The following is a 17,315-nucleotide window of genomic DNA, read 5'->3' as shown; positions in this document are numbered from 1 at the left end:
CGGCGCCGATCACCCGCGTCAATTCGTGGGCTTCGTCCGCAAACCGTCGATGAACGCCTGCGTCTCCTCCCAGGTGGGAAGCAGGCCGGAGGCGCACACTTCGTCGAAGCTGGGGGCCGCGGCATCGCGGTCGGACAGGTTCGGCGGTGCGCCGCCCACCAGTGGCCAATCGATTCCCAGCGCCGGATCGGTTGCGCAAATCGTGTGTTCGCGTTGCGGGTTGTATTCCGCCGAGCACAGATACATCACCGTCGAATCGTCTTGCAATGCCAGGAATCCGTGTCCGAGGCCTTCGGAGAGGTAAATCGTCCTGTGCTCGGTGTCGTCGAGCAGCACCGAGTCCCACTGTCCGAATGTCGGTGAGCCCACCCGGATGTCGACGACGACGTCGAATACCGCGCCGCGCACGCAGGTCACGTACTTGGCCTGGCTCGGCGGTACCTCGGCGAAATGCAGTCCGCGCAGTACGCCCGCCGATGACACCGAGCAATTGGCCTGCCGGACGTCCAGCCGGTGACCGGCGAAGGAGCTGAATCCCTTGTCGGTGAGCCATTCGAAGAAATGGCCGCGCGAATCGCCATGAACGGCGGGGGTGATCTCCCAGGCCCCGGGGATCTTCAGTTCGCGAACTTTCACGTCACTGCCCACGCTCTTCGTAGCGGGCTTCCGAGGCGTCTTTCAACGGACGCCACCACGATTCGTTCGCGCGATACCAGTCGATGGTCTCACGCAGCCCCTCCTCGAAATCGGTATGCTTTGGCGCCCAACACAATTCGTCGTACAGCGTCGACGGGTCGATGGCGTAGCGCAGGTCGTGGCCGGCGCGATCGGTGACGTGGTCGAAATCGTCGGGTTCGCGGCCCATCATCTGCAGCAGCGTCCGCAAGACGGTCAGGTTGTCGCGCTCGCCCTCGGAGCTGATCAAATACGTGCGACCGATCTCGCCCTTTTCGAGGATGCGCCGCACCGCGCTGTTGTGGTCGTCGACGTGGATCCAGTCGCGGACGTTGGCGCCGGCGCCGTACAGCTTGGGCCGCCGCCCGGTGAGCACGTTGGTGATCTGTCGCGGAATGAACTTCTCGACGTGCTGATACGGCCCGTAGTTGTTGGAGCAGTTCGAGATCGTCGCGCGCACCCCGTACGACCGCACCCAGGCCCGCACCAGCATGTCGGCGGCGGCCTTGGTCGCCGAATACGGGCTGGACGGGTTGTACGGCGTCGCCTCGGTGAACCGCTGGGGGTCGTCGAGCTCCAGGTCGCCGTAGACCTCGTCGGTCGAGATGTGGTGCAGCCGCACACCGTAACGTCGCACCGCTTCGAGGATGGTGAAGGTGCCGACCACGTTGGTGTGCAGGAACGGCTCCGGGCCCTCGAGCGCATTGTCGACGTGGCTCTCCGCGGCGAAATGCACCACGGCGTCGGATTCGGCGACCAGCCGCGACACCAGTTCGGCGTCGGTGATGTCGCCGACGACCAGCTCGATGGCGTCCTCGACGCCGGCCAGCGACTCGCGCCGGCCCGCGTAGGTCAGGGCATCGAGCACGGTCACGGAGTCCTCGGGATGCTCGCGAACGGTGCTGTGCACGAAATTGGCGCCGATGAAACCAGCGCCGCCGGTGACCAGTAACCGCATGCCCCAAACCCTAACCGAGCCGATCGGTCAGTTTGTGGCAGTTAGCCCCAGAGCGCCGGCCAATTCGGTCAGCGCAGGTAGCAGCGTTTCTTCGGAATAGCCGCCCAGGACCTGGATGGCCACGTGGTCGGCCCCGGCGTCCAGATGCTCGCGCAGCCGGGCCGCGATCGCCTCGGGGGTGCCGTGGGCGACCACCGCGTCGATCAGTCTGTCGCTGCCGGGCGCGCGCACGTCGGCCTCGGTGAACCCCAGCCGCAGCCAATTGTTCACGTAGTTGCTCAGGCCCAGGTAATGCTCGACGGTCTGGCGGCCGACCTCGCGGGCGCGCTCGGCGTCCGTGCTCAGCACCACCTTGTGCTCGGGCGCCAAAAACACTGCCCCGCCGAGCAATTCGCGCGCCTTGGCCGTGTGCTCCGGGGTGGTCAGGTAGGGGTGCGCGCCCGCGCTGCGCTGCGCGGCGAGGCGCAGCACCCGCGGCCCGAGGGCAGCGACCACCCGACGGCTGGTCGGCACCAGGGCCGCGTCGAGCTCGTCGAGATAGGAGACCAGGGCGTCGTACGGCTTGACGTACTCCTGGGTGTGCTCGGGGTGGCCGACGCCGACGCCGAGCAAAAACCTTCCCGGGTGGCCGGTTTCGATGCGGTGGAACGCCTCGGCGACCGCCGGGGCCGGCGCCGACCAGATGTTGACGATTCCGGTGGCCAGGCGCAGCGACGTCGTCCGCGCCAGCGCCGGATCGGCCCAGGACAGGCCCGCATCCGGCGAGCCGCCGATCCAGGCGGCGCCGTAGCCCAGCGATTCGATCCCCGCGGCCAGCTCGGGGGCGATGGATCTGGTCGGCAGCCACACGCCGAACTGGCCCAGGTCGGGCTTGAGCGAAACTCCCTCGGTCATTCAGCTCCCCTGCGAGTGGTCAGGACGGATTCAATCCCAGTGGGCCCGCCAGTTCGGCCAGCGCCGAGACGAGGTTTTCATCCTTCGTCAGGACCTGCACGGGGACGTGATCGGCGCCGGCCTCGAGATGTTCGGAGAGCCGCGCCGCGATCTGGTCCGCGGTGCCATAGGCCACGACCGCGTCCACCAGCCGGTCGCTGCCCGGCCGGGTGACCTCGTCCTCGCCGAAACCCAGCCGCTTCCAGTTGTTTCGGTAGTTGGCGAGATTGAAATAGACGTCGAGCGCCTTGCGGCCGACCGCCCGGGCCTTCTCGGCGTCGGGGTCAGAATCGCCTTGTGCTCGGGGGCGAGGAAAGCCGACGGGCCGATGATCTCGCGGGCCCGCGCGGTGTGTTCCGGCGTGGTCAGGTAGGGGTGCGCCCCGGCGGAGCGCTCCGCGGACAACTTGAGGACGCGCGGGCCGAGCGCGGCGACGACCCGGCGGTTGGCGGGCACCCCGTAGTCATCGAGCTGCTTCAGATAGTCCGCCAGGGCGTCGTAGGGCTTGCGGTACTCGGTGTGGGCCTCGGGATGGCCGACGCCGATGCCGAGCAGGAAGCGTCCCGGGTAGGCCGCCTCGATGCGGTGGAAGGATTCGGCCACCGGCTTGGCGGCCGCGGTCCAGATGTTGACGATGCCGGTGCCCACCTGCAGCGTCGTCGTCGCTTCCAGGAGGGGTTCGACCCAGGCCAGCTCGGCGGGCGGCGAACCGCCGACCCACACGGCCCCGTAGCCCAGCGCCTCGATGTCCTTGGCCTGCTGGGGTGTGACGCCGCGTCCGAACGATCCGAACCGGCCGAGATCGGGCTTGCTTGGTGCATCGGTCATGGTGTTCCCAACCGGGCGCGGTGCGGCCCTATTCCACTATTCCGGCGCTGCGATGTCCTCATCGAGGTCGGCGACGGCGACGCCGGCGGCGGGCGGCTCCAGCGGCAGCAGCACGATGAATCGGGTGTCGCCGGGCGCCGATTCCACCCGCAGGTCCCCGCGGTGCTTCTTGACGACGATGTTGAACGCCAGGTCCAGGCCCAACCCGGTGCCTTCGCCGAAGGGTTTGGTGGTGAAGAACGGCTCGAAGATGTGCTCGCGCACGTCCTCGGGGATGCCGGGCCCGGTGTCGCAGATCTCGATGCGGGCCAGGCTGTCGCCTTCCCGGCAGGTGCGGATGGTCAGAGTGCCGCCGGTGTCGCGCATCGCGGCGATCGCGTTGTCGATGATGTTGGTCCACACCTGGTTGAGATCGCCCGGATAGCACGGGATTTCGGGAAGCGACTGGTCGAAATCCTTGACCACGGTGACGGCGTGTGAGTTTCTGGCGGCCCCGTCCTTGGTCAACCGGTCGGCGAACATCACCAGCGTGCTGCGCAGCAGATCGTGCACGTTGGTCACCTGGAACGGGGCCCGATCCATCTGCGAATACTGCTTGGCGTCGGCGACCAGCGCCGAAATCCGTTTGCTGGCTTCCAGAATCTGATTCATCAGCAGCTCGCTCTCGATGGTGTAGTTGATCCATCGGATCGCCTGCTCCGCCGATGTCGACGCGAGCTCCTCGCTCACCGCGGAGATCCGCTCCAGCCAATCGGTGTCGATGCCGCCCTCCACGAACGTCGGCGCGATGTCCCAGCCGCCGTCGATGCCGTGCTCTTCGAGCCAGTGGCCGACGGCGTCCTCGCGGTCGGAGGTCTCGAGCGCGCTCAAATGCTGCGAGGCGGACTTGGCGACCTGCTCGGCGACCCGCTCCTGCAGCCGCACCAGGGCGCTGAGCGCCTCGGGGGAGACGGTGCCGTCGGCGAGCATCGCCAGCTTGTGCCGCATGCTGGCCACCCGTTCGCGCAGATCCGACGCGGCCCGCGCGATCGCCGCCGCCGGGTTGTTGAGCTGATGGGTCAGCCCGGCCGACAACCGGCCCAGCGCCAACAGCTTCTCCCGGTTGTCGATGATCCGGCGGGTCCGGTCGGTGCCGACGGCGATGCCGTCGAGCAGGTGGACGGCCATCGGGAACTGGTCCTTCATGAACCGGGCGAAGACCGGCGCGTCCATCACGAAGAACCGCGACGGCCGGGTGACGTGCACCGAGGCGTCGTAACTCTTCTGCTTCCCGCCGGTGAACGCCCGCCAGGCCCCGCAGTACACGCCGCGCTGCGAGGTGCGGTTGGTTTCGATGTCCTGGCCGCCGGAGAGCTTGGACATCATCAGCTCGCCCTCGATCAGCACGTAGAAGCAGGTGGCGGGTTCGCCCTCGACGCAGATCGGGCCCGGTTCGTAGTTTTCGATGTGGCCCGCCGCGCACAACACCGCAAGCTGCTCGTCGGTGAGCGCCTCGAACAAAAACAGGCTGCGCAGCTCGTCGGGCTCGCAGGGGACCTTGATGGATTCGGCGCCGGCCATCGCCCCTCCTAGCTCTCGGCCAGGTAGCGGTGGACCAGCATCACGGCCATCGACCCTTCACCGACGGCGGCCGCGACCCGCTTGGCCGACGTCGAGCGGACGTCGCCGGTGGCGAACACCCCCGGCACGCTGGTCTCCAGGTGGTGCGGCGGACGGTCCAGCGTCCAGCCGCACACGTTGCGCAGGTCCGGGCCGGTCAGGATGAAGCCGTGGTCGTCGCGGGCCAGCACCCCGTCCAGCCAGTCGGTGCGTGGGGCGGCCCCGATGAAGATGAACATCCGGCCGCAGGTGACGTCCTCGGTTTCGCCGGTCCGGTTGTTGACCAGGCTCAGCTGCTCGAGGTGGCCGTCGCCGGTGGCGCGCTGCACCTCGGTGCAGGTCAGCACGTTGATCTTGGGGTTGGCCTCGATCTGCTGGATCAGGTAGTGGGACATCGACGCCTCCAGCGAGGGCGCGCGCACCACGATGTTGACCGACTTGGCCGTCCGCGACAGGTACATGGCGGCCTGCCCGGCCGAGTTGGCCCCGCCGATCACGTAGACCTCTTCGCCTTCGCACTCCGAGGCGATGGAGACCGCCGCCCCGTAGTGGACGCCGCAGCCGGTCAGCTCCGCGCATCCCTCGGCGTCCAGCTGGCGATAGGCGACGCCGGTGGCCAGGATGACCGCGTGCGCGTCGATCGAGCCGCCGTCGGCGAGGCGCACGGTGCGCTTGGACCCGTTCACCTCGAGGGCGGTGGCCTTGCGGGCGGTGATCAGTTCGGCGCCGAACTTTTCGGCCTGCCGGCGGGCCCGGTCGGCCAGCTGGCCGCCCGAAACCCCGTCCGGGAAGCCCAGGTAGTTCTCGATGCGCGAGCTCTGCCCGGCCTGACCGCCCGTCGCGGTGTGCTCGATGAGCACGGTGCGCAGCCCCTCGGAGGCGCCGTACACGGCGGCGGCCAGGCCCGCGGGCCCGCCGCCGACCACGATCAGGTCGTAGAACTCCTGCGACGGTGTGGTGGTCAGGCCCAGGGTCTCGGCCAGCTGCGCGTCGGTGGGCTCGACGAGGGTGTCGCCGCGCTGGGTGACGACCACCGGCAGCCGCAGGCCGTCCTCGCCGGCGGCGCCCAGCAGCCGCTCGCCGGCGGGCTCGTCGGCCATGAACCAGCTGTAGTAGAGGCCGTTGCGGGCCAGGAAGTCGCGCACCTGCCAGGACCGCGCCGACCAGCGGTGCCCGATCACCTTGGTGTGCGGGATGGGGTGCTCGGGCGCGGCCCGCCAGGCGTCCAGCAGCCCGTCGATGACGGGGTAGAACTTCTCCTCCGGCGGGTCCCACGGTTTGAGCAGGTAGTGGTCCAGGTCGACGACGTTGATCGCATCGATGGCCGCGTGGGTGTCGGCGTAGGCGGTGAGCAGCACCCGGCGCGCCGCCGGATACAGGTCCATCGCCTGCTCGAGGAACTCGATGCCGCTCATCTGCGGCATCCGGTAGTCCGCGATGAGCAGCGCCACCGTCTCGCCGCGCAGTTTGAGCTCCTTGAGGGTGCCGAGCGCGTCGGGCCCCGACTCCGCGCGCACGATCCGGTGGTCCTCGCCGTAGTGGCGACGCAGATCGCGCGCGACGGCCCGCGAAACCGACGGATCGTCGTCGACGGTGAGCATGACGGGCTTGCGCTGCGGTGCGGTGTCTGCGGGGCGTGCGGGTGTATTCACTGGCGTTAAGTATGCGCTCGTCAGCGGGCGTGTGGGAGGTCGAGCGGGCGGCCCCGCGTTCCACCCACAGCGATTTTGGTGGTGGCCGATGACCAGGTATCGTGGAACGACGGTGCGACCTCCGCGCCGACTTTTTGTGTGTCCAGTCCTAGGAATGTCCTGTCACCGGCTCACGTTGCAAGTCGGTGTGCCATGTCGCGCCGGTCTGGGCGCAGACGACAACGAGACTAAATGACGAGGATTCTTAACTAGTTATGGCCAAGAAAGACGGCGCCATCGAGGTCGAAGGCCGCGTGGTCGAGCCGCTGCCCAATGCGATGTTTCGCATTGAGCTGGAGAACGGTCACAAGGTGCTTGCCCACATCAGCGGCAAAATGCGGCAGCACTACATCCGCATCCTGCCGGAGGACCGGGTGGTGGTGGAGTTGTCTCCCTACGACCTGTCCCGGGGCCGCATCGTGTACCGGTACAAGTAACAAGCCCGATCAGAACAACCTACGAATAGACAGAACAGGATCGAACAGCCGTGAAGGTGAACCCGAGCGTCAAGCCAATCTGTGACAAGTGCAGGGTGATCCGTCGGCACGGGCGGGTCATGGTGATCTGCTCCGATCCGCGCCACAAGCAGCGTCAGGGCTGATGCCGCCGCGCCGTTGAGGCGCCCCGCGCTACCAACACCACAACTGAATGCAGACCTCCCAGTACCACTGAGCGAATACGTCGCTCACTCACGCCCGGACGGAGGCCGGGCCCCGGATAGATCGGGAACGGACTGGGATCAGACCTCCGCCTAGAAAAAGAGGAAACGCCACCTATGGCTCGACTAGTAGGCGTCGATCTGCCGCGTGACAAGCGGATGGAGATCGCGCTGACTTACATTTTCGGCGTCGGCCGGACCCGTTCGAACGAGATTCTGGAAGCGACGGGGATCGACAGGAACCTGCGCACCAGGGACCTCACCGACGACCAGCTGACCCACCTGCGTGACTACATCGAAGCCAACCTGAAGGTGGAGGGTGACCTGCGCCGCGAGGTCCAGGCCGACATCCGCCGCAAGATCGAGATCGGCTGCTACCAGGGCCTGCGGCACCGCCGTGGCCTGCCGGTGCGCGGCCAGCGGACCAAGACCAACGCGCGCACCCGCAAGGGGCCCAAGCGCACCATCGCCGGCAAGAAGAAGGCCAGGTAATCAGCCATGCCACCAGCCAAGAAGGCAGCGTCCGCCCCCAAGAAGGGGCAGAAGACCCGTCGCCGGGAAAAGAAGAACGTCCCGCACGGCGCGGCGCACATCAAGAGCACCTTCAACAACACGATCGTGACGATCACCGACCTGCAGGGCAACGTCATCGCCTGGGCGTCGTCGGGCCACGTCGGGTTCAAGGGCTCGCGGAAGTCGACGCCGTTCGCCGCGCAGCTGGCCGCCGAGAACGCCGCGCGCAAGGCGCAGGAGCACGGCGTCAAGAAGGTCGACGTGTTCGTCAAGGGCCCGGGCTCGGGCCGGGAGACGGCGATCCGGTCGCTGCAGGCCGCCGGTCTGGAGGTCGGCGCGATCTCCGACGTCACCCCCCAGCCGCACAACGGCGTTCGCCCCCCGAAGCGCAGAAGGGTCTAGGAGATACTCATGGCTCGTTACACCGGACCCATCACCCGCAAGTCGCGCCGGCTGCGCACCGACCTCGTCGGTGGCGACCAGGCGTTCGAGAAGCGTCCCTACCCGCCCGGCCAGCACGGCCGCGCGCGGATCAAGGAAAGCGAATACCTGCTGCAGCTGCAGGAGAAGCAGAAGGCCCGCTTCACCTATGGCGTGATGGAAAAGCAGTTCCGTCGCTACTACGAAGAGGCCGTGCGGCAATCCGGCAAGACCGGTGAAGAGCTGCTGCGGATCCTGGAAAGCCGGCTCGACAACGTCGTGTACCGCGCCGGGCTGGCGCGTACCCGCCGGATGGCCCGCCAGCTGGTCAGCCACGGCCACTTCAGCGTCAACGGCGTGCACGTGAACGTCCCCAGCTACCGGGTGTCGCAGTACGACATCATCGACGTGCGGGACTCCTCGCTGAACACCGTGCCGTTCCAGATCGCGCGGGAGACGGCGGGCGACCGGCCGATCCCGAGCTGGCTGCAGGTCGTGGGGGAGCGTCAGCGCATCCTCGTCCACCAGCTGCCCGAGCGGGCCCAGATCGACGTGCCGCTCACCGAGCAGCTCATCGTCGAGTTCTACTCGAAGTAAGTGACTTTCGGGCCGGCCGGCCCGAAAACCTAACGGCATCAAATAGCGGGTGCCGAGAAGGAGAAGAAGAACACCATGCTGATCTCTCAGCGACCCACACTGTCGGAGGAAGTCCTCACCGACAACCGCTCCCAGTTCGTCATCGAGCCGCTGGAGCCGGGATTCGGTTACACCCTGGGCAATTCGCTGCGGCGGACGCTGCTGTCCTCGATTCCGGGCGCGGCCGTCACCAGCATCCGCATCGACGGCGTGCTGCACGAGTTCACCACTGTGCCCGGCGTCAAAGAAGACGTCACCGCCATCATCTTGAACCTCAAGAGCCTGGTGGTGTCCTCCGAGGAGGACGAGCCCGTCACGATGTACCTGCGCAAGCAGGGCCCGGGTGAGGTCACCGCGGGCGACATCGTGCCCCCGGCCGGCGTGACGGTGCACAACCCCGACCTGCACATCGCGACGCTGAACGACAAGGGCAAGCTCGAGGTCGAGCTGGTCGTCGAGCGTGGCCGTGGCTACGTGCCGGCCGTTCAGAACCGGGCATCGGGCGCCGAAATCGGCCGCATCCCAGTCGATTCCATCTACTCGCCGGTGCTCAAGGTCACCTACAAGGTGGACGCCACCCGTGTCGAGCAGCGCACCGACTTCGACAAGCTGATCCTCGACGTCGAGACCAAGAGCTCGATCAATCCCCGCGATGCGCTGGCGTCGGCGGGTAAGACCCTGGTCGAATTGTTCGGTCTGGCACGCGAACTCAACGTCGAGGCCGAGGGCATCGAGATCGGGCCGTCGCCGGCGGAGGCCGACCACATCGCGTCGTTCGCGCTGCCGATCGACGACCTGGACCTGACGGTGCGGTCCTACAACTGCCTCAAGCGCGAGGGTGTGCACACCGTCGGCGAGCTGGTGTCGCGCACCGAGTCCGACCTGCTGGACATCCGCAACTTCGGTCAGAAGTCCATCGACGAGGTGAAGGTCAAGCTGCACCAGCTGGGCCTGTCGCTCAAGGACAGCCCGGCGAGCTTCGACCCCTCGCAGGTCGCGGGCTACGACGTCGCCACGGGCACCTGGTCCACCGAGGCCGCCTACGACGACCAGGACTACGCGGAAACCGAACAGCTGTAAGGCCGTCCGGTGACGATGCGGCCGTGCGGCGGCCGCTGAGGAACCGGACACCGATAACAGAAGCCGTCCCGGTCCTACCTGATACGGGGACCGGCCCCAATTAGGAGAAGTCGCAATGCCCAAGCCCACCAAGGGTCCTCGCCTCGGCGGGTCGTCATCGCACCAGAAGGCGCTTCTGGCCAACCTGGCGACGTCGCTGTTCGAGCACGGCCGGATCAAGACGACCGAGCCCAAGGCGCGTGCGCTGCGGCCGTATGCGGAAAAGCTGATCACGCACGCGAAAAAGGGTGCGCTGCACAACCGTCGAGAGGTTCTGAAGAAGATCCGCGACAAGGACGTGGTGCACACCCTCTTCGAGGAGATCGGGCCGTTCTTCGCCGACCGCAACGGCGGCTACACGCGGATCATCAAGGTCGAGCCGCGCAAGGGCGACAACGCGCCCATGGCCGTGATCGAGTTGGTGCGGGAGAAGACGGTCACCTCCGAGGCCGATCGGGCTCGGCGGGCGAAGGCCTCCAAGAAGACTGACGCTCCTGTCGCGGCAGCGGCGGCGCCTCAGGCGGCCGTCGAGCCGGAGGAAGCCGTCGGCCCGACGGCCGGGGAAGCCACGGCCGAGGCCGAGGAAACCAACGCCCAAGAGGCCTCCGACGAGCCGACCAAGGCCCAGGCCGAAGCCGAAGACAAGGCCGACAAGGCCGTCGCCGCAAGAGCCGAAGCCGAGGCCGCCGAGAAGGCGAACGACGAGGCTGACGAGAGTTAGCGAGGACGTCCGTCTGCGGCTCGATATCGCCTACGACGGAACAGGTTTCGCAGGCTGGGCAGCTCAGACCGGCCAGCGTACCGTGGCCGGGGTTCTCGACGAGGCGCTGACGACCGTCTTTCGCACGCCGGTGCGGCTGCGCGCGGCGGGTCGCACGGATGCGGGGGTCCACGCCACCGGGCAGGTGGCCCACGTCGATGTGCCGGCCGCGGCGCTGCCGAACGCGTATTCGCGTACGCCACACGCCGGTGAGGCCGAGTTTCTGCCGTTGCTGCGCCGGCTGGGCCGCTTCTTGCCCACCGACGTCCGGGTGATCGAGATCGCCCGCGCCCCCGCGGGTTTCGACGCCCGGTTCTCCGCGCTGCGACGTCACTATGTGTACCGGCTGTCGACGGCGCCGTGGGGCGTGCAGCCGCAGCAGGCCCGCTACGTCACCGCCTGGCCGCGCCCCCTGGACGTCGAGGCGATGACCGCCGCCTCGCGGGACCTGTTGGGATTGCACGACTTCGCCGCGTTCTGCCGGCACCGCGAGAACGCCACCACCATCCGCGACCTGCAGCGGCTGGAGTGGACGCGCGACGGTGACTCGATCACCGCGCGGGTCAGCGCCGACGCGTTCTGCTGGTCGATGGTGCGCTCACTGGTCGGAGCGCTGCTGGCGGTCGGCGAACACCGGCGTCCCGTCTCCTGGTGCCGCGAACTGCTCGGCGCCACAGCACGATCCAGCGACTACGCGACCGCCCCGGCGCACGGGCTGACGCTGGTCGGCGTCGACTACCCGCCCGATGACCAGCTGGCCGCGCGCAACCTCATCACCAGGGACGTGCGCTCGCACTAGACCCTCGCCGCGGCGAAACTCGCGGCCTTGTTGGTCAGTCCGGGCACGTAGCTCAGATGCGACGCCCACCGCAGGCCGCCCGAACAGATCGGGTCGCCCGGGTTGCACAGGTCGATGGTCTTGCCGTCGAAATTGGGGCTCAGCGCGCTCATCAGGTTGCCCGCCCGGCCCGACGGATTCCCGAAGAGGGCGACGGCGGCGACGTGATCGGCGGCCGCGGGCGGCAGCGGCTTGCGAAACCCGAGGCCGGACACCGGTGCGGCCGTGACGATGTCGATGACGGCGGCGCCCTGCGAGTATCCGCCCAGCACCAGCTTGGTGTTGGGGCAGTTCACCGCCATGCGCTGGATGTGGCTGCTGGCGTCATTGGCGCCGTCCGCGGCGGCCAGGAAGTCTTTGTCGGCCGGGTAGTTCACGCCATATGCGCCAACGCTTTTGCGGGTCTGCTCGCGCAACGAGCTGACGAACGCCCCGCCCACCTTCCCGACACCGGGCGCCTCATCCGTTCCGCGGGCAAAGACCACTTCTACGCCGGGGCAGGACGCCGATGCGCGGGGAACCAATTGCGGGGCAACCAATAACGCTGCCCCCGCGAGCAATCCGACGCCCAGCCCTAAAGGGATAAGCCTCACACAGAGATGTTAAGCGCGCGTTGATAACCCGCCGGTAACGATTTAGACGAGAGGTGCTTGCGGTACGGTCGTGGCCGGCCCGGGCGCCAGCGGTGCGGGGGCCGGGGCGGTGCCGGTGCCGCCGTGGATCGAGGGGCCCGACCCGGGCGGGGTCTGCCCGTACACCGGAGTCTGCTGGCCGTATCCGGGCTGGCCCGGGACCTGCGGGCCGGCGCCCGGGAAGGACGGGCCGTAGCCGGGCACCGACTGGCCGGCGCCCACGAGCTTGGACGCGACGAACGCCGCGGCCTGGGTGGTGTAGACGGGCACATAGCCCTCGGTGTGCCCGCTCCACTCGTTGCCGGGGCCGGCGTGGCAGATCGGGTCGTTGGGGTTGCACAAGTCGATGGCCTTGGAGCCCAGCAGCGCGCTCTGGCTGGGCAGCGTGCCGCCGGCGCGGTCGGCCACGTCGCCGAAGGTGGCGACGGCCGCGATGTTGTTGGCGTACTGCGGCGGCAGCGAGCTGCCCCAGTTGATGCCGCCGATGGGGACGCCGGCCACGATGTCCATCACCGACGCGCCCTGCGAGTAGCCGCCGAGCACGATCTTGGTGCTCGGGCACTTCTCCACGCTCTTCTTCACGCGATCGATGGTGTCGTTGGCGCCGTCACCGCCGTGCAGCTGCAGCTTGCTGGCGGCGTAGTTCACCCCGTACGGCAGGATGTTCAAGTTGGTCTGCTGGCGCAGCGAGTCCACGAAGGCATCGCCGACCCGGCCCAGGCCGGGGGGCTCGTTGGTGCCGCGGGCGAAGATGACCTCGACGTCCGGGCAGTCATCGGCGGAGGCCACCGGGAGCGCGACCGGCGTGGCGAGCAGGCCTGCGGCGGTGACCAGGGCGGAAGCGCCCAAGCCGATGAGGCGAGCGGCGCGGTGAGTTTTCACCGGGCAATTTTACCCAATTTCCGCCGCGGCGAAACTCCTGCGACCTGTGGATAAGCGCTGCGACGCGGCCGATCGGCGGCCTACCGTGAGCCCAACGGATTACGCAGGGTGGGGGGATCAGTGCCGCGTCAGCCGACCATGTGGCTGCGCGTCAGCGCTCACCGGTATCTGCTGCGCCGCCTCGAATGCGCGTTGCTGGGCGAGACGATGTCTGTGGGCGGCCCGCGACCGCGGATGGCGTCGACATCGCTGGCAGCCGGCGGTGTGCTGACGGCCCTGGCGCTGGCCGGCTCCGCGCTTCTGGGTTTGCTGAGACCGCACGTTGCGCTCGATCGGGCGCAGGTCGTGATGGCCCGGGAGTCGGGTGCGCTGTTCGTTCGAGTGAACGACGTCTGGCATCCGGTGCCGAATTTGGCGTCCGCGCGGCTCATCGCGGGGACGGCCGCCACCCCGCAGCCGGTGCGCCAGGCCGATCTGGAGGGCGGTAAACGCGGTCCGCTGCTGGGCATTCCGGGCGCACCGCAATTCGTCGGCAGGCCGCTGTCCGCGCAGGACCTGGCCTTCTCGATTTGTGATAGCGCCGGTGCCAGCAGCACGACGGTCATCGTCGGCCACGTCGCCGGCAACGCAGCCGCCCGCTTGCCGTCCGGGCAGGCCGTCCTGGTGGCTCCCGCCTCGGGTTCGCCGGCCTACCTGCTCTACGACGGGCACCGGGCCATCGTGGACCTGGCCGATGCCGCGGTCGTGCGCGCGCTGCGGCTCGAGGGCCGCGCGCCTCAACTCGTCTCGCAAGCGTTGCTGAACGCTGTCCCCGAGGCGCCGCCGATCTCGGCCCCCCGGATCCGCGGCCTGGGCGGCGCCGCGCCCGGGCTGCCGGGATTTCGCGTCGGCAGTGTGCTGCGCGTCACACGCGCCGACGGTGACGAGTATTACGCGGTGCTGGTCGCCGGCGTGCAGCGGATCGGCCAGGTGGCGGCCGACTTGATGCGCTTCGGCGGCTCCCAGGGGATGGTCAATCCCGTCACCGTCGCGCCCGAGGCGATCCGGGCCGCTCCCGTCGCGGCCGAGTTGCCCGTCGCCGGTTTCCCCGACCGGGCGCCGACGCTGCCCGAGTCCGCCGGCACGATATGCGCCAGCTGGGAGGGCGGGCGAGCGGGGGCGGCTTTGCTGGCGGGGAACCGGCCACCGGTGCCGCCCGGTCAGGCGACGGTGACGCTGGCGCAGGCCGACGGCCCCGGCCCCGCGCTGGACAACGTGTCCGTGCCGCCCGGGCGCAGCGCCTACGTGCGGGCGGGTGACAACTCCGGGACCCGGTACCTCATCGTCGACACCGGGGTGCGATTCGCCATCCGCGACGACGACGCCGCGCACGCCCTCGGCCTCGCCGAGGCGACCGCGGCGCCCTGGCCGGTTCTCACGCTGCTGCCGGCTGGACCGGAGCTGAGCAGACGCGGCGCCTCAATCGCCCGCGACGTCGCGGGTTCCCCGTAGCCGACCCCTGGCCGCGCCGGCGGCCAGGGCGACCGCCAGCGCGGCGAGGCAGATCGCGGCCCCGCGCACCGCGGTGTCCCGGGCGCGGGTATCGCGCGGTGGGGTCGTCGCCGGCGACCCCGCGAGCGGCGGCGCGGTCGGCGGCTTATGGGCATTGGCCGGCGCGCCCGTCCCGGTGCTGACCGCGGCGAGCGGATCGATGGTGCCGTTGCCGACGAGCGGATCCCATCCGGCGGGCGGATGATGCGCCGTCGACTCGATGCGCTGCATCACCTGGCGCGCGGTCAATGCCGGGAAGCGGCTCCGAATCAGCGCGGCCAGACCGCTCACCACCGGGGCGGCGTAACTCGTGCCCGACACCGGATCGGGCGTGAGGGAGGTCACCGCCTCGCCGGGCGCGGCGACATCGACCCACGGGCCGGCGAGGCTGAAGGCCGACGGTGCTCCGTCGGCATTCACCGAGCCGACGGTCAGCACATAGTCGTCGTACCACGCGGGACTGACCACGACCGTGATGGTCTGCCAGGTCGCATCCGGCCGCTGCGGCGGGCACTGCGCGCCGCCGCCGGTATTCCCCGCCGCCGCGACGACGACGGCATTTTTGACATCGACGGCGTAGGCCAGCGCGGCACCCAGCGCACGGTCGTCGAGTGCGGCGGCCACCGGCACGCACGCAACCGAGGAAATGTTGATCACCGACGCGCCGAGATCCGCGGCGGTCCGAACCGCTTTCGCCATGGTGTCGACGTCACCCACCCCGGCGCGGGACCGGTCGCTAGCGGGCGCGAACTTCGCGCTGGACTGCCGGATGCTGATCAAGGTGGCTTCCGGCGCGATCCCGCTGAAGCCATCGGACTTGGAATCGGCTGTGGCCGCGATGATTCCGGCCACCAGCGTGCCGTGCGCGTCGCAGTCCTGGGTGCCGTCGCCGGTGGACACGTAGTCGCCGCCGGGCACCACGCCGGGCAGCCGTCGGTGCCGCGCGATTCCGGTGTCGACGACCGCGATCCGTTGTCCGGCGCCGCGGGTGAGGTGCCACACGTCCGAAAGGTCGAACGCCCCCGGCGGCTGGTTGCGGCCCGGCGCCGAATCGACGGTCAGCGCCGCGCAGACCTCGCGCTGCACCGTCGGCCGTGGCGGCGCCGGCAAGGTGGGCTTGGGCAACCACTTGTCGTCGACGCCGGGGGGCGAAACCGCCTGCGCCGGTGGCGTTCCGAACGCGGGGAGCATCGCCAGCGCCGACACCGCCAGCACGCGCCCGACGTGCGAGGACCTCACGGGAGATTCAATCCCCGGACCGCGCCGTAGAGTCCGCCTATCCAACACGCCAGCGGGACCAGTGCCGCCCACGCCAGCCACTCCAGCATTTCGACGCATCGGAGCACGACGGGCGAGGTTGGTTTTGCGGCGAAGCCGAGGTACATCGCGGCGGCGACCAGCGCCGTTGCCGCAGCGAGCTTCGGACCGTGCAGCTGGAAGCGCAGGGCGGTGACAGCGAATATCGTTGCCGCGGTTACGAGTCCACCGGCAGCGAAGCCCAGCATCCTTGCGCGTTCGCCGGACCGGGAGCGCAGCAGCAACAGCGCGGCAGTGGCGGTCCCGAACGCCAAGCAGGACAGGCGCGGTGCACCGGCGAGCACGGTGACGACCGCGCCGGCACCGGCGGCTGACGACAGCCCGGCATACAGGCTCACCAACCACCGGTCGGCGCTAAGCGCTTGCTCGGGCACCCACGCGTCGCTAGGGTCGACGACGTCCGGCGTCGCCCATCGGGGCGATAGCCGCGCCAGCGCGATGGATACGCGCGGTGCCGCCCCGAGCAGCCCGAGGGATACCGCCCCCGCCGCCGAAGCGATGACATGGCAAGGCGCGCCGGTGATCGCACCCGCCAGCGCCGCCGCGGCGATGACCGCCGCGAAGCACGCGGTCGCCGTCAACGCGACGACACCACAGCCCGACAACCGCATCGCCAGCACGGAGGTGACGCCCGCCGCCGCCGCGGCCAGCAATACGTGGGAAACGCTTGGAGCGCCGGGCACTGCCACAAACCCGGCCACCGCCGCGAACTCGGTGGCGATCACGCTCAGCGCCAGTCCGGCGATCGGATCTCGATAGGCCCGATGCGTGATCGCCGCTAGCCCCAGCCCGACGAGGACGGCACATGCCAAAACGGCGACCGTTGCGCGACTGTCTCGGGTGTGGTTGGCGCTGAAGGCGGTTCGCACCAAGGTCCCCCCGCCCACCGCGGTCAGCAAGACGGCCGCCGCCGCGCCGGCGAGCCGGGCGGCTCGCCGGTCCCCGTCATCGCTGCGCGTCCCGGCGTCCCCCGCTAGCGTGTCCGACACGGCCTGCGCGACATCGAGGTAACGAGGTGCGGGCAGCGGCGCGTCGGGCCGGCTCAGCACCAGGACCGCGCCATCGCCGATGCGGTTCTGCGCCAAGGTCATCGACGGGACCAGTGCGGGTGCGCCGGGGATCGACAACTCGTAGCGCACCGCCTCCCGGTCGGGGTGACGAACCTCGAGGGCGTCGACGACCGACGGAATCAACACCGCGACAGGAACTCCGGCGGGCAGCGCCAGATCGGCGACGGTGGTGCCCCAATGGACGCGGACACGGCACAGCCCGGTTTCGGATGCAGCCAATGACGAACCCTTCGGTCGGATCCTGGGGAACATAGCC

Annotated in this window: 18 protein-coding genes and 1 pseudogene; 9 read left to right on the top strand and 10 right to left on the bottom strand. The window is 69.2% G+C overall.

Annotation, left to right across the window (positions count from 1 at the left end; all coding sequences use genetic code 11):
* Positions 1–18: 18 nt before the first annotated feature.
* The 6 genes and pseudogenes from rfbC to AC0KS4_RS20460 form a co-directional block, all read right to left on the bottom strand.
* On the bottom strand, positions 19–636 hold the full coding sequence (gene rfbC, locus AC0KS4_RS20485) for a dTDP-4-dehydrorhamnose 3,5-epimerase (protein ID WP_238956805.1): 618 nt from the start codon (positions 634–636) through the stop codon (positions 19–21).
* 1 nt (position 637) lies between these two features.
* Positions 638–1,633, bottom strand: coding sequence for a dTDP-glucose 4,6-dehydratase (rfbB, locus tag AC0KS4_RS20480; protein ID WP_008260499.1), 996 nt, complete (start codon positions 1,631–1,633; stop codon positions 638–640).
* Between the two features lie 27 nt (positions 1,634–1,660).
* A complete protein-coding gene (locus tag AC0KS4_RS20475; RefSeq protein ID WP_238956804.1) occupies positions 1,661–2,527 on the bottom strand; it encodes an LLM class F420-dependent oxidoreductase in 867 nt (288 codons plus the stop codon).
* 19 nt (positions 2,528–2,546) lie between these two features.
* Positions 2,547–3,394, bottom strand: a pseudogene (locus AC0KS4_RS20470) (LLM class F420-dependent oxidoreductase).
* A gap of 36 nt (positions 3,395–3,430) precedes the next feature.
* The gene (locus AC0KS4_RS20465; RefSeq protein WP_238956803.1) at positions 3,431–4,954 is read right to left on the bottom strand and encodes an ATP-binding protein; all 1,524 of its coding nucleotides are present in this window, start codon (positions 4,952–4,954) and stop codon (positions 3,431–3,433) included.
* Positions 4,955–4,962: 8 nt separating this feature from the next.
* Positions 4,963–6,594 (bottom strand): NAD(P)/FAD-dependent oxidoreductase, encoded by a 1,632-nt coding sequence (locus AC0KS4_RS20460; protein ID WP_225328711.1) that lies wholly within the window; start codon positions 6,592–6,594, stop codon positions 4,963–4,965.
* A gap of 305 nt (positions 6,595–6,899) precedes the next feature.
* Here AC0KS4_RS20460 and infA point away from each other — a divergent pair, with 305 nt between their 5' ends.
* The 8 genes from infA (at position 6,900) to truA (ending at position 11,589) form a co-directional block, all read left to right on the top strand.
* On the top strand, positions 6,900–7,121 hold the full coding sequence (gene infA, locus AC0KS4_RS20455) for a translation initiation factor IF-1 (protein ID WP_003418601.1): 222 nt from the start codon (positions 6,900–6,902) through the stop codon (positions 7,119–7,121).
* A gap of 50 nt (positions 7,122–7,171) precedes the next feature.
* Entirely contained in the window at positions 7,172–7,285 is a 114-nt protein-coding gene (rpmJ, locus tag AC0KS4_RS20450) for a 50S ribosomal protein L36 (RefSeq protein WP_003879483.1), read from the top strand.
* A 174-nt stretch (positions 7,286–7,459) separates the two neighbouring features.
* Positions 7,460–7,834 carry a 30S ribosomal protein S13 gene (rpsM, locus tag AC0KS4_RS20445; RefSeq protein WP_066880444.1) on the top strand — a complete coding sequence of 125 codons (375 nt, stop codon included), beginning with the start codon at positions 7,460–7,462 and terminating at the stop codon, positions 7,832–7,834.
* Positions 7,835–7,840: 6 nt separating this feature from the next.
* A complete protein-coding gene (rpsK, locus tag AC0KS4_RS20440) occupies positions 7,841–8,257 on the top strand; it encodes a 30S ribosomal protein S11 (RefSeq protein WP_225328703.1) in 417 nt (138 codons plus the stop codon).
* Between the two features lie 9 nt (positions 8,258–8,266).
* Entirely contained in the window at positions 8,267–8,872 is a 606-nt protein-coding gene (gene rpsD / locus AC0KS4_RS20435) for a 30S ribosomal protein S4 (protein WP_067171969.1), read from the top strand.
* A 75-nt stretch (positions 8,873–8,947) separates the two neighbouring features.
* Positions 8,948–9,991: a DNA-directed RNA polymerase subunit alpha gene (locus AC0KS4_RS20430; protein WP_008260253.1), complete on the top strand. Its 1,044-nt coding sequence runs from the start codon at positions 8,948–8,950 to the stop codon at positions 9,989–9,991.
* 115 nt (positions 9,992–10,106) lie between these two features.
* Positions 10,107–10,751 carry a 50S ribosomal protein L17 gene (gene rplQ / locus AC0KS4_RS20425; protein ID WP_225328704.1) on the top strand — a complete coding sequence of 215 codons (645 nt, stop codon included), beginning with the start codon at positions 10,107–10,109 and terminating at the stop codon, positions 10,749–10,751.
* On the top strand, positions 10,738–11,589 hold the full coding sequence (truA, locus tag AC0KS4_RS20420; protein WP_238957382.1) for a tRNA pseudouridine(38-40) synthase TruA: 852 nt from the start codon (positions 10,738–10,740) through the stop codon (positions 11,587–11,589). The genes rplQ and truA overlap by 14 nt, the downstream gene beginning before the upstream one ends.
* On the opposite strand, the gene AC0KS4_RS20415 is transcribed toward truA, so the two are convergent.
* Positions 11,586–12,221: a cutinase family protein gene (locus AC0KS4_RS20415; RefSeq protein ID WP_308193071.1), complete on the bottom strand. Its 636-nt coding sequence runs from the start codon at positions 12,219–12,221 to the stop codon at positions 11,586–11,588. The genes truA and AC0KS4_RS20415 overlap by 4 nt on opposite strands.
* 42 nt (positions 12,222–12,263) lie before the next feature.
* The gene (locus tag AC0KS4_RS20410) at positions 12,264–13,142 is read right to left on the bottom strand and encodes a cutinase family protein (RefSeq protein WP_225328705.1); all 879 of its coding nucleotides are present in this window, start codon (positions 13,140–13,142) and stop codon (positions 12,264–12,266) included.
* Positions 13,143–13,262: 120 nt separating this feature from the next.
* On the opposite strand from AC0KS4_RS20410, the gene eccB reads away from it, so the two are divergent.
* A complete protein-coding gene (gene eccB / locus AC0KS4_RS20405) occupies positions 13,263–14,633 on the top strand; it encodes a type VII secretion protein EccB (protein ID WP_238956802.1) in 1,371 nt (456 codons plus the stop codon).
* Here the strand turns inward: eccB and mycP are convergent.
* Complete coding sequence (gene mycP / locus AC0KS4_RS20400) at positions 14,601–15,911, bottom strand: type VII secretion-associated serine protease mycosin (protein ID WP_425326332.1); 1,311 nt, start codon at positions 15,909–15,911, stop codon at positions 14,601–14,603. The two genes, eccB and mycP, sit on opposite strands and share 33 nt — an antisense overlap.
* Complete coding sequence (gene eccD / locus AC0KS4_RS20395; protein ID WP_275254201.1) at positions 15,908–17,311, bottom strand: type VII secretion integral membrane protein EccD; 1,404 nt, start codon at positions 17,309–17,311, stop codon at positions 15,908–15,910. Before eccD ends, mycP begins: the two co-directional genes overlap by 4 nt.
* Positions 17,312–17,315 lie beyond the last annotated feature (4 nt).

It is taken from the genome of Mycobacterium sp. NTMscope_MAC_12 (assembly GCF_976985675.1).
This window is presented reverse-complemented; position numbering and strand designations above follow the sequence as displayed.